Raw genomic sequence first — 20,349 nt, 5'->3', positions numbered from 1 at the left:
ACGAATACCGCCTATTTCTACTCTCTGAGCATGATTTAGTGTGCAATAACACCGTGCGGTTGCTGACTGGAAAAGAACGACCCCCGCAGGGGTAAAAACCTGCGGGGGTCGTACCTGTAGTGTGAAAACTACTTGACGGTCACAGAACCGCCAGCGGCTTTGATCTTCTCAATAGCGGAAGCCGATGCCTTGTCAACGGTTACGTTCACCTTCACAGTGATCTCGCCGTTGCCCAGAACCTTCACGGGCTGGTTCTTACGAACTGCCCCCTTAGCCACCAGCTCGGCGACGGTTACGTCACCGCCGGAGGGGAAAAGCTCCTGGATACGGTCCAGGTTTACCACCTGGTACTCGGTGCGGAACGGGTTCTTGAAGCCGCGCAGCTTCGGCAGGCGCATGTGCAGCGGCAGCTGGCCGCCTTCGAAGCCTGCACGAACCTGGTAGCGTGCCTTGGTACCCTTGGTACCGCGACCTGCGGTCTTACCCTTGGAGCCTTCACCGCGGCCTACGCGGGTCTTTGCCTTGTGGGCACCCGGTGCCGGGCGCAGATCGTGAATCTTGATAGCGTCTGCCATCTTACTTGACCTCCTCAACCTTCACCAGGTGAGCAACGGTGTTAACCATGCCAACGGTGACGGGGTCAGCAGTGCGTACTACCTTGTTGCCCGGGCGCTTAAGGCCGAGGGAACGTAGGGTGTCGCGCATGTTCTGCTTCTGACCAACATAGGACTTGACCTGGGTGATTTCCAGCTTTGCGTCACTGGGCTGAATACGCTTAGCCATTACGCACCTGCCTTATCGGACTTGGTGTTGCGCAGGTAGCTGGGGATAACCTCGTCTGCGGGCAGGCCGCGGCGGGCTGCCACTGCCAGAGGCTCTTCCAGCTGCTTGAGTGCTGCAACGGTTGCGTGAACGATGTTGATCTGGTTAGCTGACCCCAGCGACTTGGAGAGCACATCGTGAATACCGGCGCACTCCAGCACCGCACGCACGGGGCCACCAGCGATCACACCGGTACCGGCGGTTGCCGGGCGGAGCATCACAACACCTGCGGCTGCCTCACCCTGCACACGGTGCGGGATGGTGCGGTCCTCGATGCGGGGAACACGGAAGAAGTTCTTCTTCGCTTCCTCAACGCCCTTGGAAATAGCCGAGGGAACTTCCTTGGCCTTGCCGTACCCGACGCCGACCATACCGTTACCGTCACCAACAACGACCAGAGCGGTGAAGCTGAAACGACGGCCGCCCTTCACCACCTTGGCAACACGGTTAATGGCAACAACGTGCTCAATGTACTTGTCTTTTTCCTCTTCGCGTGCGCGGTTGTTCTTACGGTCACCGCGGCCGCGACGCTCGCCGCGGTTGCTGCGGCGATCTTCGCGCTGCTTGGAGGTCTCAGCGGTTTCAGCTACGGTTGCTTCGCTCACCTGAGTTTCCTTTTCGTTCTGCTCGCTCATTAGAGTTCCAGACCCCCTTCGCGTGCACCATCAGCAACTGCTGCAACACGACCGTGGTACTTGTTACCGCCGCGGTCGAACACAACGGTTTCGATACCCGCAGCCTTCGCGCGCTCTGCGATGAGTTCGCCAACACGCTTAGCCTTAGCAGTCTTTGTCAGTTCGGTTGCTGCACGCAAATCCGCTTCCATGGTCGATGCCGATGCCAGGGTTACGCCCTTCACATCGTCAATCACCTGCACGAACATGTGACGGCTCGAACGGGTGACGCACAGGCGCGGACGCGCCGCAGTACCCGAGATGTGCTTACGCAGACGAGCGTGACGACGTGCACGCTGCGCTGCTTTCGACTTAATAGCCATGTTTACTTACCAGCCTTCCCGACCTTGCGGCGGATGTGCTCACCTGCGTAGCGAACACCCTTGCCCTTGTAGGGGTCGGGCTTACGCAGACCACGAATGTTTGCTGCAACCTGACCAACCTGCTGCTTGTCGATACCCGACACGGTCAGCTTGTTGGGGCCCTCCACGGTGAAGGAGATACCTTCGGGGGCCTCAATGCTGATCGAGTGGGAGTAACCGAGAGCGAACTCAAGGTCTTTACCCTTGGCGGTCACACGGTAACCGGTGCCAACGATCTCGAGCTTCTTCTCGTAGCCCTGAGTCACGCCAATGATCAGGTTCTGGATCAGGGTGCGGGTCAAACCGTGCAGTGAACGCGACAGACGCTCATCATTGGGGCGGGAAACGGTAATTTCGTTCTCGTTCAGGGCTACAGTAATGGGGGCGGCCACAGTGTGGCTCAGCTCGCCCTTGGGGCCCTTAACGGTCACCAGGTTGCCATCAACTTTCACCTCAACGCCAGCCGGAATCGAGATGGGGAGACGTCCAATACGTGACATTATTCTCTTCCTTTCTCTAACCGACTACCAGATGTAAGCGATGACTTCGCCGCCCACGCCCTTCTTCGCAGCCTGCTTGTCAGTGAGCAGACCCGAGGAGGTGGACAGGATTGCGGTACCGAGGCCGCCCAGAACCTTCGGCAGGTTCGTGGACTTTGCGTAGGTGCGCAGACCCGGCTTGGAAATACGGCGCACGCCAGCGATAGAACGCTCACGGGACGGACCGTACTTGAGGACGAGGGTCAGGGTCTTACCAACCTTGGCTTCCTCTTCCTTAACGTCAGCAATGTAACCCTCAGCCTTCAGGATCTCGGCGATACGAGCCTTCAGCTTGGAGTAGGGCATAGATACGGTGTCGTGGTATGCCGAGTTTGCGTTGCGCAAACGGGTCAGCATATCTGCGACCGGATCAGTCATAGTCATGTGGGCTCTTGCCCTTCCTCGTTGTGGTTTCCCCCGCCGCCTGTTGTGCGGGTGGGACCTACAACGTAGTCGTTAGTTGGTCTTGAACGGGAAGCCCAGTGCCTTCAGAATGGCACGGCCTTCATCATCGGTCTTGGCGCTGGTCACCACGGTAATGTCCATACCACGCACGCGGTCGATCGAATCCTGATCGATTTCGTGGAACATGGACTGCTCGGTCAGACCGAAGGTGTAGTTACCGTTACCGTCGAACTGGCGGTCCGAAAGTCCGCGGAAGTCGCGGATACGGGGCAGGGCCAGGCTGACGAGGCGGTCCAGGAATTCCCACATGCGGTCGCCACGCAGGGTGACGTGCGCACCAATGGGCATTCCTTCACGCAGCTTGAACTGTGCGATGGACTTCTTCGCGCGGGTAACAATCGGCTTCTGACCGGTGATGGCGGTGAGGTCGCGGATAGCGCCGTCCATGAGCTTTGCGTCGCGAGCTGCCTCGCCAACACCCATGTTCACAACAACCTTAACGACCTTCGGGATCTGCATGACGTTCTCGTACTTGAACTCTTCCTGCAGAGCGGGAACGACGACCTCAGCGTACTTGGTTTTGAAGCGGGGGGTGATCTTGGTTTCGCTCATTAGATGTCCTTACCCGAGCTCTTGGCGTAGCGCACACGAACGGTGCGGGTCTTGCCGTTACGCTCTACAGTCTCTTCACGGAAACCAACACGGGTCGGCTTCTTGGTTTCGGGGTCAACGATCGCAACGTTCGAGACGTGAATCGGTGCCTCAACCTTCTGAATGCCGCCAGCAGCGCCGGTTACGGGGTTGGCTTTGGTGTGCTTGGTGACGACCTTAACGCCCTCAACAATCACGCGGTTTTCCTTAGGGATAACCTTCAGAACCTTACCCTGTTTGCCCTTGTCTGCACCGGAAATAACCTGAACCAGGTCGCCGGACTTGATCTTAGCCATGAGTTAGAGCACCTCCGGAGCAAGCGAAACGATCTTCATGAACTTCTTATCGCGAAGTTCACGGCCCACGGGGCCGAAGATACGGGTACCGCGAGGATCACCATCGGTGTTCTTCAGGATCACTGCGGAGTTCTCGTCGAACTTAATGTAGGAGCCGTCTGCTCGACGGGTTTCCTTCTTGGTGCGGACGACTACGGCTTTCACCACGTCGCCCTTCTTTACGGTACCGCCGGGGATAGCATCCTTGACGGTTGCGACAATAACGTCGCCAATGCCTGCGTAGCGACGCGAAGAACCGCCGAGCACACGGATGGTCAGGATTTCCTTCGCACCGGTGTTGTCGGCGACCTTCAGTCGCGACTCCTGCTGAATCATATTTCTCCTGTCGTCTCGCCGGTTCCGACACGCAGTAAGCGCGAGCCAGCCTTGCGGAACATTTTTACGGGATTGGGTGACGCCCCGGGCCCAACACTGTGCAGTGAGGGTTAGCGGAAACGCCTGGGGTAGCCCATGCCAACAGCATCTGGACCCGCGTGAAGCGGGCGTAATCCACCCGCGTAGCGGCATTATGCTTTGGCACGAGAAACCCGTGGTTGCGCGCGCGAATCTGTATGCGCGCACGCATTCTTAAAAATATACCGGAGATTTAGCGGTAAAACAAAGAAAATGCCGCAGGTAGGATGCGCGCCACATTTGAGACACGCCTACCCGCCCTAGCTGTCCCGTCCGGATACTCATCCTACGGGGCTAGGGAAATTTGGGGTATCCTGCAAAATCAGTGTGCTGCACAGATGTATCCACGGTGGCTACCGCTGGTGCAGGCATGTGGCGTTCTGCCTCTACAATACGCACCGGGATTCCCAAGGAGCGCGCAATATCGCCCTCTGCTTCCCCAGAGCGGACAGTAATAACATGCTCTTGCCCGGCCTTCCACTCGGCGGGGAATTCTACGGAGGCGGTCAACAACGCCCCAAAATGCGCCGCCTGAACCTGAACACGCGCCAGCTCTACCCCATCCCCTTCGATAATCACCTCGGACCCAACGCATGGGCCGTATCCGGGATGCTCTTTTAACCATCCCGAACCCGTTATCTGAATCGGGTACCCTTCAGGCAGCTCTGCAAGTATCTCAACATCAGCACCATCATCTTCAACAAGAACCCGCAGCGATGGGGAGAATACAGGAAAAACCGTGGCATCCGGCTCACCGTGCACCTGCACCTGCACACGCGTTATAGAATCCGCGTCAATAGTGCGCGGCTTTTCACCGGTGCGCTCTTCAGTATCCGCCGCAGTAAATTTACCCGTGAACGGATCAATATGGAACGGCACCCGCACCTGCTTGTGCTCCCCCGCCTTATCGGAGACAAGCACCGCCCCATCAGGAAGCAACACCTGGTGATTGGTTTTCGTCTCACTCACGCGGATCTCCCCCAACACTTTTCGGCTGGCAACGTCAATAATGCCAACAGTTCCACCAATAGGCTCAGGCGAACGGGGCGCACCGAAATCAGTCACATACAGTAGAGCTTTGGCAGCGTCATAGAGGATATTGGTTGGCATTTTGCCGTACGGGATAAAATCTAAAGGTTCCCCTTCAAGGCTGAGAATATGAACACCGGAGTTACGGCCCTGCACACCCTGAGTGGAAACATAGAGCTCACCGCGCGCACCGCTGACTTCAACACCGTGCACCACAGCAGGTAGGGTCTTGTAATCGGCGGCAGGCACATCATAAGTTCGTATATGTTCCGCGGTATTGAGATCTACCACTAAAATCTGGTTATTCATAATGTCGGGAATGTACAGTTCACGTTTTTCATCTAAGGCAATAGGCCCCAGAAGCATCGCTTCGGAGCCGCCGCTCTGCGTAGTGAGGTAGTGGTAGTTCACCTCAAAAGTGTCGAGGTCTACAGTGCAGTACCCTCCTGAAGTGGTGATATAGGCGCGGTTTCCGGGCGTATCAATAAATAATTCGCGCAGCTGCCATATCTGCTCCCCCACCGCCAAACTATCCCATACCAGGGACAGGTCATCTTGGTTATACACTGTGACGGACCCGGTGCTTGCGCTGCCAACCCACAAAGTTCCGCGTTCGTTATCGAGTGCTAGCCCAAAAGCACCCTGCAGCTGGTATTGCCCTTTCACCAGGTCTCGGTTATCGGAGGTCACGGGCAGCTGCGCGAATGCTTCGATACGCAAAGTATCGGGGTCAATGCGCGCAATGGTTGAGGTGGTGCTTCCGTGGGCGCGGGCATAGTTAAAGGTTCCGGTCACGAACAGCTGCCGTGTTGTGGGGTTGTGCGCTAGCTGGTATTGCCCAGGAATACCCTGCGCTTTAAGGAGGTTAGCGGTAACAGTCTGAGCCATAATGAAAGATTCTTCTCACAAAAATATAGGAGGCGGATATTTAATGTGATGGGCGGGTACTCCCTACTCTTGAGGAAGTACCCGCCCCTATCATAGACGCGCTATGCGCTGTTTTACTAGCCTAAAGCGGTGTAACCGACTTTATCCGTTTAGGCTGAAGTGCGGCGACGTGCCACCATGACCGAACCTGCAACGAGCGCAGCCGTGCCAGCACCCAGGGCTACCCACATCCCTGAGGCACCAGTGTTAGCAAGCGTCCGTGAGGAGGACTTGGTAGCGGCAGTGGTTGCAGAGCCGGAGCCCCGTGCCTCGCCGCTCGTAGTACCAGTAGACCCGCCACTGGTGGTCGTGGAATCACTGGTTAGAGTGGAATCGTGATCGTTATCCTTGGCGGCTGCAATACCATTGGCGTCGCCCTTGGCTGCGCCGTTAGCGTTGGCGTCTGCGCCCGCGTTAGCGTTTGCATTAGCGTTACCGCCTGCGTTTGCGTTGGCATTGGCGTTATCGCCCGCGTTAGCGTTGCCACCAGCGTTGTTACCACCAGCATTATTACCGCCACCAGCAACAATAGTCACATCGTTAGCTTCACCACCACGAGGGGTATCACCCTTCTTCATGGAGCCACTCAGCAGGTTAACGCTGACCTCATCACCAACGTTCGGTACAGCAACACCCTCCTTCACCTGATCTGCACCCGGGAAAGGAATCTCAGCGGTGAAGTTACCGTTAGCATCTGCCTGGATGTACAACCACACACCGGTGCTGTTACCCTTCTTACCCTCAAAAGTAGCGTCCACCTTAGGAGCCAGAGCACCACCATTGAGCTTAACAGCGATCACCGAACCGCTAGTACCATCCTGAGTCTTGAAACCCTCACCACGGATCTTCAGCGGCTGACCAACCTGCCACTGCTCAGGAATGTACACCTTGGCACCATCATCGTAGGTGTGAACATCTACTTCACCAACTACGTTATTGCCACCCTGGTTGGGGTTAGCCTGGTTGCCACCCTTGTTCGGGTCGGCCTGGTTACCGCCCTGGTTGGGGTTAGCCTGGTTACCGCCCTTGTTCGGGTCGGCCTGGTTACCACCCTGGTTTGCACCAGCATTGGCGTTGCCACCAGCGTTGGCATTACCGCCTGCGTTGGCATTACCGCCTGCGTTGGCATTACCGCCTGCGTTGGCATTACCGCCTGCGTTGGCATTACCGCCTGCGTTTGCATTATCAGCAGCATTGGCGTTACCACCAGCGTTAGCGTTTCCGCCTGCATTGGCGTTACCACCGGCGTTAGCATTGTTACCGCCACCAGCGTTATTGCCGCCGCCCTGGTTTGCACCAGCCTTAGCGTTGTCGCCACCGCCTGCGTTATTACCGCCAGCCTTAGCATTGTCGCCGCCGCCAGCGTTATTACCGCCAGCCTTAGCGTTACCGCCAGCGTTTACATTGCCACCAGCGTTATTGCCGCCGCCCTGGTTTGCACCAGCCTTAGCGTTGTCGCCACCGCCTGCGTTATTGCCGCCAGCGTTAGCGTTGTTACCGCCAGCCTTAGCATTGTCGCCGCCGCCAGCGTTATTACCGCCAGCGTTTACATTGCCACCAGCATTATTACCGCCACCAGCAACAATAGTCACATCGTTAGCTTCACCACCACGAGGGGTATCACCCTTCTTCATGGAGCCACTCAGCAGGTTAACGCTGACCTCATCACCAACGTTCGGTACAGCAACACCCTCCTTCACCTGATCTGCACCCGGGAAAGGAATCTCAGCGGTGAAGTTACCGTTAGCATCTGCCTGGATGTACAACCACACACCGGTGCTGTTACCCTTCTTACCCTCAAAAGTAGCGTCCACCTTAGGAGCCAGAGCACCACCATTGAGCTTAACAGCGATCACCGAACCGCTAGTACCATCCTGAGTCTTGAAACCCTCACCACGGATCTTCAGCGGCTGACCAACCTGCCACTGCTCAGGAATGTACACCTTGGCACCATCATCGTAGGTGTGAACATCTACTTCACCAACTACGTTATTGCCACCCTGGTTGGGGTTAGCCTGGTTGCCACCCTTGTTCGGGTCGGCCTGGTTACCGCCCTTGTTCGGGTCGGCCTGGTTACCACCCTTGTTCGGGTCGGCCTGGTTTCCGCCCTTGTTCGGGTCGGCCTGGTTACCACCAGCATTATTACCAGCGTTGTTGCCGCCCTTATTGGGGTCGGCCTGGTTACCACCCTTGTTCGGGTCGGCCTGGTTACCACCAGCATTATTACCAGCGTTGTTGCCGCCCTTATTGGGGTCGGCCTGGTTACCACCCTGGTTGGGGTTAGCCTGGTTTCCGCCCTGGTTGGGGTCGGCCTGGTTACCACCAGCATTATTACCAGCGTTGTTGCCGCCCTGGTTGTTATTAACCGTGGGGGTGGAGGAAGCACCACCGTTAGGCTGCTGGCTTGCGCCAGAAGACTGGCTAGCACTCTCAACCTGAAGGGTGACGGTGTTCACAATAATCAACGCACCGGAGTTCTGGCCATAAGCGAAGAGCTTACCGCCAGAGAAAGACATATTACCGACAATATCGAACTGACCGGTGGAGGTCTTCAGATCGATAGTCTTCACCACTGCACGAGTCTGCAGGTCAATAACAGTCACATAGCCGTAGCTTGAGATATATGCCTTGCCAGAGTCCTGGTCAATCTTAATCTCACGTGCCTGGAAGCTGGACTGGCCCTGCGCACCCTGAACGGCGCCATTGCTAGTCCACAGTTCCTTCATGGTGTTCTGGTCGTAAACAGTCACCGTGCTCTTCTCGGTGTTAACAACCCAGACGGTACCGTTCACGTCATCAATAGCAATGCTGTAGGAGCTGGAACCCTGGGTAGCACCGGGCAACTGAACAGTTGCCTCAACCTGCTGGGTATCAGCGTTCACGCGGGTGACGCACCCTGCGCGGTACGAATCATAGGAAGAGTAAGTCTTCCAAGCCTTGTTGTTCTTGGCAGAGTATGCAGACTGCGACGACTGGTACTGACCAGCCAAATCCTTGCTCTGCTCAGCCTGGCCCTGGCCTTGCTGCTGGTTGCCAGCCTGGCCCTGCTGCTGTTGCTGCTGAGCGGGCTGCTGCTGTTGGTTAGCCTGGCCCTGCTGCTGGGCAGGCTGCTGCTGTTGCTGCTGAGCGGGCTGCTGCGCCTCCTGACGGGCGCCTCCCCCCAACTGCTCAGTGGGTGCATTAGCAAATGCTGCGGGAATGGTTCCCAGCGAACCTGCTACGACTGACAGTGCGCCAGCCGAAGCCAAAAGCTTGCGGGAAGTTACTTTCTTGGACGAAGAAGTCATATTCTGATCCTCGATGTCTTTGGCGATTGACCTTTAGGGTCCGTAAACCTCAAAGATTACTTGACTAACACAGTAATTAACTTAAACCTGAGATGTAGACAAGTACAGTTCGATACTAGAGATTGCATTTCCAAGAATCAACCACTAGACAGGAATTGTAATCAGATATTTATATTTTCTTGCTTACGTTCCGTCATCAAATTTTATTTTTGTACGCAAACAAATACCCACAGCAAAGGGCCCTTCCCCGGGAAAACGGGGAAGGGCCCTTCCTCTACATACACGCCATACAGAGCGTTCGTTCTAGAAAAGCTTACTTAGCTTTTTCCAGAATCTCTACGACACGCCAACGCTTGGTAGCGGATAGCGGACGGGTCTCTGCCAACAGAACATAGTCACCAACGCCGCAGACATTCTGCTCATCGTGTGCCTTGATCTTAGAGCTACGGCGCATCACTTTGCCGTAGAGTGCGTGCTTCACGCGGTCCTCGACCTCGACGACAACGGTCTTGTCCATCTTGTCGGAGACGACGTAGCCGCGGCGGGTCTTGCGGTAGCCGCGCTCTTCGTTCTTTACTTCACTCACTTGGACTCACCTTCGGTTGCGGGACGAATACCGAGCTCACGCTCACGAAGCACGGTGTAGATACGTGCAATGTCACGCTTGATGGTGCGGCGACGACCAGCGTTAGCCTGACCGGTGACTTCCTGGAAACGGATGTTGAAGAGTTCCTTCTTCGACTCGCTCAGCTTCTCAGCCAGCTCTTCATTGGAGAGCTCTGCGAGCTTGTCGATGCTAAGATCCTTGGATCCAACTGCCATCTCTCTTATTCACCACCTTCGCGACGCACAATACGTGCCTTCATCGGGAGCTTGTGGATTGCCAGGCGCATTGCCTCACGAGCCACTTCTTCGGACACGCCATCGAGTTCAAACATGACTCGACCGGGCTTAACATTGGCAACCCACCACTCGGGTGAACCCTTACCGGAACCCATACGAGTTTCGGCAGGTTTCTTTGTCAGCGGGCGGTCCGGATAAATGTTAATCCAGACCTTACCGCCACGCTTAATGTGACGGGTCATTGCGATACGGGCAGCCTCAATCTGGCGGTTGGTCACGTACGCAGGGCTCAGGGCCTGAATGCCCCACTCACCGAAGCTAACCTCGGTGCCGCCCTTAGCCAGACCATGACGCTTGGGGTGGTGCTGCTTGCGGTACTTTACTCGACGGGGAATAAGCATTTATGCCTCACCGTTCTCTGCAGTCTTGGCTTCGGTGTTTGCCGAAGCGTTCTCGTTGCGGCGCTCACGACGGGGGCCACGGCCACCGGAGCGGCGGCGGTCACCGTCACGGCGGTTGCCGCGTCGGTTGTTGGCTGCCTGCTGAGCTGCCAGTTCCTTGTCGGTCAGATCGCCCTTGTAGATCCAAACCTTCACGCCAATACGGCCGAAGGTGGTCTTAGCCTCGAAGAAGCCGTAGTCGATATTCGCGCGAAGAGTGTGCAGGGGCACACGGCCTTCACGGTAGAACTCGGAACGGGACATTTCAGCACCGCCCAGACGACCGGAGCACTGGATACGAATACCCTTTGCACCTGCACGCTGTGCGGACTGGATAGCCTTCTTCATGGCGCGGCGGAAAGCAACACGGGATGCGAGCTGTTCCGCGATGCCCTGTGCAACCAGCTGAGCAGACAGGTCGGGGTTAGCGACCTCCAGAATGTTCAGCTGAATCTGCTTACCGGTGAGCTTCTCAAGCTCAGCGCGGATACGGTCTGCTTCAGCACCGCGGCGGCCGATCACGATACCGGGGCGAGCAGTGTGGATGTCCACACGTACACGGTCACGGGTACGCTCGATCTCAACCTTTGCAACGCCTGCGCGATCCAGGTTCTTCGCCAGCAGTTCGCGGATCTTTACGTCCTCACGGACAAAATCTGCGTAACGCTCGCCGGGCTTATTGGAATCAGCGAACCACTTAGAGACGTGTTCGGTGGTGATGCCCAGTCGGAAACCGTTCGGGTGAATTTTCTGGCCCATTTAGCGGTTCTCCTCCTTTTCGGGGGTAGCAACGACCACGGTAATGTGGCTGGTGCGCTTGTTGATGCGGTATGCACGACCCTGAGCGCGGGGCTGAATGCGCTTCATGGTCGGGCCCTCGTCCGCGTATACTTCGCTGATAAACAGCTCTTCTTCGCGGAAAGCCACACCTTCCTGGTTTGCTTTCTGGCGTGCGTTAGCCATCGCCGAAGCAACAATCTTGTATACCGGCTCCGAAGCTGCCTGCGGGGCGAACTTCAGAATCGCCAGAGCCTCTTCCGCTTGCTTACCACGGATCAGGTTGACGACACGGCGGGCCTTCATAGGCGTAACGCGAACGTAGCGCGCTGATGCCTTGGCTTCCATTGCCTATCTCTCTTTCGTCTATTGCCGAAAGGGAAACGTTAGCTGATCGGGAAAACCCGATTAGCGACGCTTGCCCTTACGGTCGTCCTTCACATGGCTGCGGAAAGTGCGGGTCGGTGCAAACTCGCCGAGCTTGTGACCAACCATCGACTCGGTGATGAACACCGGCACGTGCTTGCGTCCGTCGTACACTGCGATGGTGTGCCCGAGCATGTCGGGAATAATCATCGAGCGGCGGGACCAAGTCTTAATAACATTCTTGGTGCCCTTCTCGTTCTGAGCTGCGACCTTCAGGTAAAGGTGCTGATCAACGAAAGGGCCCTTCTTCAAACTACGAGGCATGTGTCAGGCTCCTTAGCGCTTCTTGCCAGTACGACGGCGACGAACGATGAGCTTGTCGCTTTCCTTGTTGGGGCGGCGGGTGCGGCCCTCAGGCTTACCGTTGGGGTTAACCGGGTGACGACCACCGGAGGTTTTACCTTCACCACCACCGTGCGGGTGGTCCACCGGGTTCATGACCACACCACGAACGGTCGGGCGGATGCCCTTCCAGCGGTTACGGCCAGCCTTACCCCAGTTAATGTTGGACTGTTCGGCGTTGCCGACCTCGCCCACGGTTGCGCGGCAGCGAACATCCACGTTGCGGATTTCGCCGGAGGGCAGACGGAGCTGGCCGTACTTGCCTTCCTTAGCAACCAGCTGAACCGAGGCACCAGCGGAACGTGCCAGCTTTGCACCACCGCCGGGACGCAGCTCAACGCAGTGGAGCACGGTACCTACGGGGATGTTGCGCAGCGGCAGGTTATTGCCGGGTTTAATATCGGCTGCGGGGCCGGATTCAACGATGTCGCCCTGTGCGAGCTTGTTCGGAGCGATAATGTAACGCTTGGAACCATCGAAGTAGTGCAGAAGCGCGATGCGTGCGGTGCGGTTCGGGTCGTACTCGATGTGTGCAACGCGTGCATTCACACCGTCTTTGTCGTGACGACGGAAGTCGATCAGACGGTACTGACGCTTGTGCCCACCGCCCTTGTGGCGAGCGGTGATGCGACCGGTGTTGTTACGGCCGCCCTTCTTGGGGAGCGGACGAACCAGGGACTTTTCCGGGGTGGAGCGGGTGATTTCAGTGAAATCAGCAACGCTCGAACCGCGGCGACCCGGGGTCGTCGGATTGTACTTACGAATACCCATTGTTAGATATTTCTTCCTTCGTTAAAGTGGTCTCCGCTGGCCTTATGCCTGCGGACCGCCGAAGATGTCGATGTGGTGGCCGTCCTTGAGGGTCACAATGGCACGCTTGGTGTCTTTGCGAGAACCCCAACCGAAGCGGGTGCGCTTGCGCTTACCCTTGCGGTTAATGGTGTTCACGGACGCTACTTCAACCCCAAAGATCTTCTCGATGGCCTGCTTAATCTCCAGTTTGTTGGAGTTGGGGGCAACCTCGAAGGTAACTTTACCTTCGTCGATCTGGCTGTAGCTCTTTTCGGATACGACGGGGGCGATGATCACGTCGTACACAGACTTGGTGGAAACGCTCATTACTTAGCGCCCTCCTTCTTCTGGTTAGCAGTTACGAATGCATCGTATGCTGCCTTGGTGAAGACCACGTCGTCTGAAATCAGCACATCGTAGGTGTTGAGCTGGTCAGCGTACAGCACGTGTACATTCTGCAGGTTACGTGCGGACAGGGCCGCAATATCCTCGTCGCGGCCGATCACTACGAGCACGTTCTTACGCTCGGTGATGGACGCCAAAGCCGCCTTAGCAGCCTTAGTCGAGGGGGTGTCGCCTGCAACGAGGGTCTCTACCACGTGGATACGGCCGTGACGAGCGCGATCAGAAAGAGCGCCGCGCAGTGCCGCAGCAATCATCTTCTTAGGGGTGCGCTGTGCGTAGTTACGCGGGGTGGGGCCGTGCACCACACCGCCACCGGTCATATGCGGTGCGCGGATGGAGCCCTGACGCGCGTTACCGGTGCCCTTCTGCTTAAAAGGCTTCCGGCCTGCACCGGACACCTCGCCACGGTTCTTGGTCTTGTGGGTGCCCTGACGTGCGGCAGCAAGCTGTGCAACGACAACCTGGTGCAGCAGGGGCACGGATGCCTGCGCGTCAAAAATCTCTGCGGGCAGGTCTACTTTAAGGGTTTTGACAGCCATGATGTACTAGGCTCCCTTCACAGCGGTACGAACTAGAACAACGCCGCCCTTAGGACCGGGAATTGCACCCTTGATCAGCAGCACATTGTTCTCAGCGTCCACACCCTGGATAGTCAGGTTCAAAGTGGTGTGGCGTGCTGCGCCCATACGGCCAGCCATGCGCATACCCTTGAACACGCGTGCGGGGTAGGATGCACCACCAATGGAACCGGGCTTACGGTGGTTCTTGTGCTGACCGTGCGATGCGCCAACACCCTTGAAGCCGTGACGCTTCATAACACCTGCAAAGCCCTTACCCTTGGTCTTGCCTACGACGTCTACCTTCTGGCCGACCTCGAACATCTCAACAGTCAGTTCCTGACCGGGGGTGTATTCTGCGGCATCTGCGGTACGTACCTCAACGAGGTGACGACGAGGGGTAACACCGGCTTTCTCGAAGTGACCAGCCAGCGGCTTGGTGACCTTGCGAGAATCGATGGCACCGAAACCAATCTGCACGGCGGTGTAGCCGTCAGTTTCCTGGTTACGGATCTGGGTAACAACGTTAGAATCAGCCTTGACGACGGTAACGGGCACGAACTTCCCGTCCTCGTCCCAGACCTGGGTCATGCCAAGCTTGGTGCCCAGCAGGCCCTTCACCTGGCGCTCGAATTTGTTAGTCATTTAGATGCGATCCTCTACAGCTTGATCTCGATGTTCACGTCTGCCGGCAGGTCAAGACGCATGAGGGCATCAACAGCCTTAGGGGTCGGATCAACGACGTCGATCAGACGCTTGTGCGTACGCATCTCAAAGTGCTCGCGGCTGTCCTTGTACTTGTGGGGAGAACGGATAACGCAGTATACGTTCTTCTCGGTCGGAAGCGGCACGGGGCCAACTACAGTTGCGCCTGCACCCTTGACCGTTTCGACGATTTTCCGTGCCGAAGAATCAATGACCTCGTGATCATAGGACTTCAGACGGATGCGGATTTTCTGTCCCGCCATCTGTCGGACTCTCTTTCTTGATGTATTCCCTGTATCGGGGCGTGTGCCCCTTATAGCGGCGCTTAAGGAACGCGATATATTCATCACGTGCGCCTCCCGATACGGACTGAATCCGGCAATGCCGGGTTCCTCACCCCGCTCAGGCACCGACCCCCGAACTCGGGCGTGTCGCCTGTGCGTAGACAGACTCATCCCTTGTGTCTTTGAATCGGGTCATACGTGGGCCTGTTTTGAGCAACAGACACTTTTACAACGCCGTCTATTCTCTCAAATAGGAAGGTACCGCGCAAGCGGGAATACATTAAGTGTGGAAGAACACTTAAACGGTACCTACCGTAAGCCCGACAAGCACAGCAGCCCCTCCCATCAGACACCTGGGCACCAAGCATCCTCCAACACCCCTCACACTGGGCCGTCGGATTTTACTCAGGAAATCTGCAGAAACAATACATCTCTAAAAACACTAAAATGATATATTAGTGATTTATGCATAACTAAATAGAGGTTATGAATTCTTTACACCTCTGATTCCCCCAGGAATCTTCAAAGTTTTTCTCAGTAAGCTTTTGGGCCGCTACAGCCCAAAACATAGTGACCCGGGGTATCGGTTCAACTAAGGTGGAAGTAAACCCGTTACCGTCACGAGGAGACTACGATGTCAGAACCTAATCAAGGGTTCCCCCCTCAGCTTCCCCCCGAGCCGGGGCGGCCTGCACCGCAGCAGGAGGCACCCCCCAGCTATGGCTCACCCCAGTACGCCCAGCAGGTTCCTCAGGGGGTACCGCCACAGCCTTACCCCGGCTACTATCCCCCAGTTCCTGCCCCTTCTAACAGCCGCAGGAAAACAGAAGATCTGCTTCTGAACGTTCTGCTCTACTTAGGGTCACTGCTGCTTATTGGCTCAGCAGCGCTGTTTATCACTAGCGTCACGTCCGAAGAAACCATCGGTCTACGTGTTGCAGCGCTCGGTTTTGGCAGCGCCCTCTTCTACGGCGCTGGCCTGATCATCTATAAAACAGTGGCACGCCTGCGTCTGGCTTCTTACTCCTTCACAGGCACCGGTTTAGCTCTTCTGCCACTAACCGGTATAGCAACCTACCATCTGGGAGTGTGGGATAACGGCCGCATGATCTGGCTCATCACCTCTTTGGTGGGTACTGTAGCCATTGTGCTGGCCTGCACCATGATGCGTAACCGTATTATGGCGTACCTGCTCGTATCCTTCTTCATTTCGGATGCTTTAGCAGCCACCCGAGTCGCAGAACTACCCTTCGTATGGTACTTCGTGCTACTGACAGTGCTCGCCACCATCCTGGGTCTTATTCTGCGGCTCAACGCGAAGCTTGTACCTACCGGGCTCCGTGAAGGACTCGTAGAATCCTCCCGTATTTTTGTGCCCGTCACGGCAGCGGTCGTGTTCTTCTTCGTCTCGAATATGAGCTTTCTTGAGGTGGGCGTTGTATTCGCCATTATGAGTGTGTACGCCCTCGTGTTTTTCACCCTCGACAACAAACTCGACTACTATATCCAGCTGCGTATCTACCCGCTGCTGGCCGTCATCTACTTCTGCATAGAGCTGCACAATCTGCCGCTGCTGTTCGCATTCTTATTCCTTGCTGTTTTACTCAGCAACACCCTAGCAGCCCTACTGTGCTACCCGATTATTATGCAGCGCAAAGGTTACGACCAGAATGGTGCCCCCCGCCTAGAGGTGGTTGGTCATCTTGATGCAGCCCTCAGCATCGCCGCTGCTGGTTTCACGCTCTTAGAAGCTACCATCACCATATTGCCTCACCGCTCCATTGATGGGGGAAACGTCCTAGAGCGCCTACTGCCCTTCTTCGAGTCACAGAACAATGGCGGATTCCTACCCGCGCTCTGGGTTTTGAGCGTATTCTTCCTTGTGGGCATGCTCCCCTACAAGCGTATACTGCCTGCAAACGTCATCCTCTACACGGTTTATGGCGTTGCTCTGCTTCTGTCTCTGGCTACGGCACGTTCTGATGGGGCGTTCTATGTGTGCTTCGCGGTCATTCCCATAGCCCTGCTGCTAAAGCGTGCACCGGGCGTTGAGCCATTAGCGGTCTCCATCGGCGCCAAGGTGAGCGCGTTCCTTGGTATTATGCACCTGTCGTACGTGACGTTCAGTGATTTCAGTGGGCGCGGCATTATCCTGCTCATGGCCGCTGTCATGGCAGGTTTCGGGGTGATCACCCTTTCCTTCGCGCACTCCGCTCAGGGCGCTAAGAGCAACAGCCGTATTGTTGAAGCGCTCGTGTATACCATCACCTCCGCCACGTTCCTGTTTCTCCGTTCGGTGCTGAGCTTCCGTTACCCCGAAGGTTCCACCGAGATTCTCACCGCGATGCTCTACAGCGCGGCTCTTATCGCCCTCACCGCACTGTGCATTTGGATGATCCGCCTGGCTGTCGATACCGCCTCAGCCAACATTAACCTGGGGGCCCGCTGGGCGTTGGGTATCGCCCTCAGTGGAACAGCCATAGCATCCGTCCTTATGCCCTACTACCTGCTGTCCATCATTATGCTGGTCATACTAGGTGGCACTATCGCATTCTTAGGGTTCATCATGATCCCGGCAGGCAGCCCAAGCCGTACCTTCCTGCTCAATATGGCACGCGGACCCATCTGCTGGATAGCCCCAGTACTGTGGGCCTCAGATACGGCACGTTTTGCTGACTTCCTGCTGCTGCTATCCGGGCTCTGCCTGCTGCTGGGTGTGCTCAGCGCCGTGCTATACCGTACCAGCGGCAGCCGCGGCGAGATGGTGACTTTCCAGGTGTTCTTCTATATCGCCTGTGTACCAGCAGGTATTGCCGGACTATTCATGGTCCGCTCCGAACCGCTCGCTGCTACCCTGTGCCCGCTGGCTGTAGTGCTCATGTGGGGTATCGGAGAATGGACTAACGTACTGTTCCTTCGCTTAGCAGCCGCCTCCGCTTTGGTGCTCACGTTACAGTCCATAGCTGATGTAACTTTCAAACCATCATTCTTTGCGCTGCACAGCAATACCGGTGGACCGTTTACCTGGGTGGCGGATTTCCCCACCGTCTATGGCCTCAGCGCTCTCTTCACCACACTGCTGCTGTACGTTGGCAAGGTACTGCTGCCCCTTGAAATTGGGGGTACCCAAAATGTACGCCCCAGCATCTCGGTACAGCTTCCGAGCACACCGCCGCGTGTGGTGCTGCTGCCGATGCACGGTCCGCTTACCAGCCCCTATCCGTATCGAAAAGCACAACACGGTTCGTTCGCCAACCGTGCATGCGGTGTACAGAATTTGCTGGTTATTATTCCTGGCATTATCGCCCTGGTTCTTTACGGGATGTTCTCCCTCGCATCAGCTAATACAACTATTAGTGCTTTCCTTTGCGCCTTCGCGGTGCTTTCTATCGCGTCGGTCTTGCCGAAGGAGAAAACGTACATAGCGTTCTTGCTCTCAGTTGTGGCTTTTGTGGGCCGGTTCCTCTTGACGATTAACAGCGGAAGCTTCTTCATTAGCTTCCTGGAACTGATATCGCTTATCCTGCTAGCACTCAGCACCGCCCCGGTACTGCGCAACGTCATGTCCAACCGTCCGGCTCGGGAAGGCATTGACGCATCGGTCGCTGGCCTGTACGCCACATTTGCTCTTCAAGGAATGGTCACCTTCATTGCGTGGGCTTCCCCACACGATATTGCCCAAGGCACCGTGATTATGACCATCAGCCTGCTCATGACCATTCTTGCGGCACTGCTGGTTGACCGTATCTGGGTCATTATTGGGGCTGTCATCGTCACCATAGACCTGGCGCTGCTGCTGAACAGCATGAACCCGCTGATGCTGATGATCATCGCGATTATCCTGATTTCCGGTGTGGTGTGGCGTTTGCTTACCCGCGATAAGAAAAACCCACCCACCGATGCTGACCGCAACGGTATGCCGCAGCCAAGCGCCCCACTACCCTATAACCCGCAGGACCACATGCCTGCCCCGGTGCAGGGTATGGGAGCCCCGCAGGGCGAACCGCAGCAGTACTACCCTCAACAGCAGCCCCCGCTGTCCCCCGACTACGCTCAGGGTCAGCAATGGCAGGGGCAACAGTACCCGCAACAGTAGCCCGCTCACCCTAACATGACGGTAACAATGGGGGCCTGGAAGGAACACTAATTGTTCCTTCCAGGCCCCCATCGTTTATTGTGTTGTGTTCACTATGCTGTACTTTAGCGTTCGCCCTGACCGTTCAGGTACCGCACCAGCTGTAAGAGGCGGCGAGCCCAGCTGTCCCAGTTCAGCCTCTCCCGCACATCCCGCACAGCCCACAGTGATGCATTGTCAATATCAACAGCCTTCATAAATTGCAGGCGCTTATACGAGTTCTGTTGGAACATGTCGGTTCGGTACAGCCAACCGCTACGATCGTGCCGCACCAGCGAAGCAATCCCCTCTACCTGCTCCCCCAGCACCGGCAGACCGCAGTACAGCGCATCGGTAACCAGCGCATCCTTACCCGCGGCAACAGGGACAAGAAGCACATCATGTTCAATATACACTTTCGCGGCTTCGTCATAGCTTGAGGGGGCCGGAACCCGACGGATCTCATACAGTAAATCTTCCGGGGAATCGCCTACGATACACAACTGCACCTTACGGACCTTCACCAGCCGCTCATACAAGTCGAGTATCATCGGCCCACCGTCCCGCTTCCAGTCCTCGCTGACAAACAGAAGCTTAAGCACATCACGGTCTGTGATGCGTGTGGGGCGGATAATCTTCGACTCCCCCACGAAGGAGCCCATCGGCACAACCTCAACCTTGCTGCTGGGAATATTCAAATCATCAATCAGCACGTCTTTAATCCATCGGTTCGCCACCGCGAACAGGCTCACCCCCGACGCGGACGCCTTCTCAAGGATCCGGCCCTGTACCGACATGAGTCGGCTAATGCCGCCGCCGCGCCGTTTCTCGGCGCGCAGTCGGGTTCCAAAAGACGAATCCGCCACCTGAATAACAGGGATTTTCCCGGATATCATAATCGTCTCAGTGGGTGGTGCTAAAGAGATAAGCGCAGCAACCCCCTGCAAATCAGCCACCTGGGAGCGGGCACGCAAACTGGTTTTCGCGGAACTAAACAAAGTATGAGTGGTCGTGTACTCCCGCCCCAAAAGTGAAGCGACCCTGCCCACCAACCGGTCAGCCAAAGGATCCTGCCCCTCGGCCACACGCACGATTAGTACCTCAGTGAGGTTCTGCAGGGCACGCACCGCAGCTGAGTTCTCCAGACCATAGGCGGGTGCCTGACTTTCGCGGCTTCCCAGAATCACGGCAACCGGCGGGTACTTTTGACCTGGCACTC

The 20,349-nt window shown here is 56.5% G+C and carries 24 protein-coding genes; 1 reads left to right on the top strand and 23 read right to left on the bottom strand.

Features of this window, described 5'->3' with window-relative positions:
- Positions 1 to 128: 128 nt before the first annotated feature.
- From rplO to rpsJ, 22 genes are all read right to left on the bottom strand, one after another.
- Positions 129 to 575 carry a 50S ribosomal protein L15 gene (gene rplO, locus D8M41_RS00985; protein WP_006888780.1) on the bottom strand — a complete coding sequence of 149 codons (447 nt, stop codon included), beginning with the start codon at positions 573 to 575 and terminating at the stop codon, positions 129 to 131.
- A gap of 1 nt (position 576) precedes the next feature.
- A complete protein-coding gene (rpmD, locus tag D8M41_RS00980) occupies positions 577 to 783 on the bottom strand; it encodes a 50S ribosomal protein L30 (protein WP_004005265.1) in 207 nt (68 codons plus the stop codon).
- On the bottom strand, positions 783 to 1,457 hold the full coding sequence (gene rpsE, locus D8M41_RS00975) for a 30S ribosomal protein S5 (RefSeq protein ID WP_006888721.1): 675 nt from the start codon (positions 1,455 to 1,457) through the stop codon (positions 783 to 785). The genes rpmD and rpsE overlap by 1 nt, the downstream gene beginning before the upstream one ends.
- Positions 1,457 to 1,819 (bottom strand): 50S ribosomal protein L18, encoded by a 363-nt coding sequence (gene rplR, locus D8M41_RS00970; protein ID WP_006888729.1) that lies wholly within the window; start codon positions 1,817 to 1,819, stop codon positions 1,457 to 1,459. The genes rpsE and rplR overlap by 1 nt, the downstream gene beginning before the upstream one ends.
- Positions 1,820 to 1,821: 2 nt before the next feature.
- A complete protein-coding gene (gene rplF / locus D8M41_RS00965) occupies positions 1,822 to 2,358 on the bottom strand; it encodes a 50S ribosomal protein L6 (protein ID WP_023134222.1) in 537 nt (178 codons plus the stop codon).
- A gap of 24 nt (positions 2,359 to 2,382) precedes the next feature.
- Entirely contained in the window at positions 2,383 to 2,781 is a 399-nt protein-coding gene (gene rpsH, locus D8M41_RS00960) for a 30S ribosomal protein S8 (protein ID WP_006888793.1), read from the bottom strand.
- Positions 2,782 to 2,853: 72 nt separating this feature from the next.
- The gene (gene rplE / locus D8M41_RS00955; protein ID WP_126926240.1) at positions 2,854 to 3,414 is read right to left on the bottom strand and encodes a 50S ribosomal protein L5; all 561 of its coding nucleotides are present in this window, start codon (positions 3,412 to 3,414) and stop codon (positions 2,854 to 2,856) included.
- A complete protein-coding gene (gene rplX / locus D8M41_RS00950; RefSeq protein WP_006888716.1) occupies positions 3,414 to 3,749 on the bottom strand; it encodes a 50S ribosomal protein L24 in 336 nt (111 codons plus the stop codon). The genes rplE and rplX overlap by 1 nt, the downstream gene beginning before the upstream one ends.
- Before the next feature lie 3 nt (positions 3,750 to 3,752).
- Entirely contained in the window at positions 3,753 to 4,124 is a 372-nt protein-coding gene (gene rplN, locus D8M41_RS00945) for a 50S ribosomal protein L14 (RefSeq protein ID WP_006888745.1), read from the bottom strand.
- A 372-nt stretch (positions 4,125 to 4,496) separates the two neighbouring features.
- Entirely contained in the window at positions 4,497 to 6,119 is a 1,623-nt protein-coding gene (locus tag D8M41_RS00940; protein ID WP_126926239.1) for a YncE family protein, read from the bottom strand.
- Positions 6,120 to 6,268: 149 nt separating this feature from the next.
- On the bottom strand, positions 6,269 to 9,445 hold the full coding sequence (locus D8M41_RS00935) for a proline-rich domain-containing protein (protein WP_126926238.1): 3,177 nt from the start codon (positions 9,443 to 9,445) through the stop codon (positions 6,269 to 6,271).
- 313 nt (positions 9,446 to 9,758) lie between these two features.
- Positions 9,759 to 10,031, bottom strand: a complete 273-nt coding sequence (gene rpsQ / locus D8M41_RS00930) for a 30S ribosomal protein S17 (RefSeq protein ID WP_006887720.1) — start codon at positions 10,029 to 10,031, stop codon at positions 9,759 to 9,761.
- On the bottom strand, positions 10,028 to 10,267 hold the full coding sequence (gene rpmC, locus D8M41_RS00925) for a 50S ribosomal protein L29 (RefSeq protein ID WP_006887703.1): 240 nt from the start codon (positions 10,265 to 10,267) through the stop codon (positions 10,028 to 10,030). The genes rpsQ and rpmC overlap by 4 nt, the downstream gene beginning before the upstream one ends.
- A gap of 5 nt (positions 10,268 to 10,272) precedes the next feature.
- The gene (gene rplP / locus D8M41_RS00920) at positions 10,273 to 10,689 is read right to left on the bottom strand and encodes a 50S ribosomal protein L16 (RefSeq protein ID WP_006887759.1); all 417 of its coding nucleotides are present in this window, start codon (positions 10,687 to 10,689) and stop codon (positions 10,273 to 10,275) included.
- Complete coding sequence (gene rpsC / locus D8M41_RS00915; protein WP_006887779.1) at positions 10,690 to 11,487, bottom strand: 30S ribosomal protein S3; 798 nt, start codon at positions 11,485 to 11,487, stop codon at positions 10,690 to 10,692.
- Complete coding sequence (rplV, locus tag D8M41_RS00910; protein ID WP_006887795.1) at positions 11,488 to 11,853, bottom strand: 50S ribosomal protein L22; 366 nt, start codon at positions 11,851 to 11,853, stop codon at positions 11,488 to 11,490. It abuts the gene before it with no gap.
- A 60-nt stretch (positions 11,854 to 11,913) separates the two neighbouring features.
- Positions 11,914 to 12,195 (bottom strand): 30S ribosomal protein S19, encoded by a 282-nt coding sequence (rpsS, locus tag D8M41_RS00905; protein WP_004005282.1) that lies wholly within the window; start codon positions 12,193 to 12,195, stop codon positions 11,914 to 11,916.
- A 12-nt stretch (positions 12,196 to 12,207) separates the two neighbouring features.
- Positions 12,208 to 13,044: a 50S ribosomal protein L2 gene (rplB, locus tag D8M41_RS00900; RefSeq protein ID WP_006887702.1), complete on the bottom strand. Its 837-nt coding sequence runs from the start codon at positions 13,042 to 13,044 to the stop codon at positions 12,208 to 12,210.
- A gap of 42 nt (positions 13,045 to 13,086) precedes the next feature.
- Positions 13,087 to 13,392, bottom strand: coding sequence for a 50S ribosomal protein L23 (gene rplW / locus D8M41_RS00895; protein ID WP_006887768.1), 306 nt, complete (start codon positions 13,390 to 13,392; stop codon positions 13,087 to 13,089).
- Positions 13,392 to 14,009, bottom strand: coding sequence for a 50S ribosomal protein L4 (gene rplD / locus D8M41_RS00890; protein ID WP_006887721.1), 618 nt, complete (start codon positions 14,007 to 14,009; stop codon positions 13,392 to 13,394). The genes rplW and rplD overlap by 1 nt, the downstream gene beginning before the upstream one ends.
- A 6-nt stretch (positions 14,010 to 14,015) precedes the next feature.
- Positions 14,016 to 14,672 carry a 50S ribosomal protein L3 gene (gene rplC, locus D8M41_RS00885; protein ID WP_006887725.1) on the bottom strand — a complete coding sequence of 219 codons (657 nt, stop codon included), beginning with the start codon at positions 14,670 to 14,672 and terminating at the stop codon, positions 14,016 to 14,018.
- Positions 14,673 to 14,686: 14 nt separating this feature from the next.
- The gene (gene rpsJ, locus D8M41_RS00880) at positions 14,687 to 14,995 is read right to left on the bottom strand and encodes a 30S ribosomal protein S10 (RefSeq protein ID WP_004005287.1); all 309 of its coding nucleotides are present in this window, start codon (positions 14,993 to 14,995) and stop codon (positions 14,687 to 14,689) included.
- Positions 14,996 to 15,650: 655 nt separating this feature from the next.
- On the opposite strand from rpsJ, the gene D8M41_RS00875 reads away from it, so the two are divergent.
- The gene (locus D8M41_RS00875) at positions 15,651 to 19,112 is read left to right on the top strand and encodes a hypothetical protein (protein ID WP_126926237.1); all 3,462 of its coding nucleotides are present in this window, start codon (positions 15,651 to 15,653) and stop codon (positions 19,110 to 19,112) included.
- Positions 19,113 to 19,216: 104 nt separating this feature from the next.
- On the opposite strand, the gene D8M41_RS00870 is transcribed toward D8M41_RS00875, so the two are convergent.
- Positions 19,217 to 20,347 (bottom strand): glycosyltransferase, encoded by a 1,131-nt coding sequence (locus D8M41_RS00870; RefSeq protein WP_037287318.1) that lies wholly within the window; start codon positions 20,345 to 20,347, stop codon positions 19,217 to 19,219.
- Positions 20,348 to 20,349 lie beyond the last annotated feature (2 nt).

The organism is Rothia sp. HSID18069 (assembly GCF_003989155.1).
Lineage (GTDB): Bacteria > Actinomycetota > Actinomycetes > Actinomycetales > Micrococcaceae > Rothia > Rothia aeria.
Note: the sequence above shows the minus strand (reverse complement) of the source record. Positions and strands in the feature narration are given on the sequence as shown.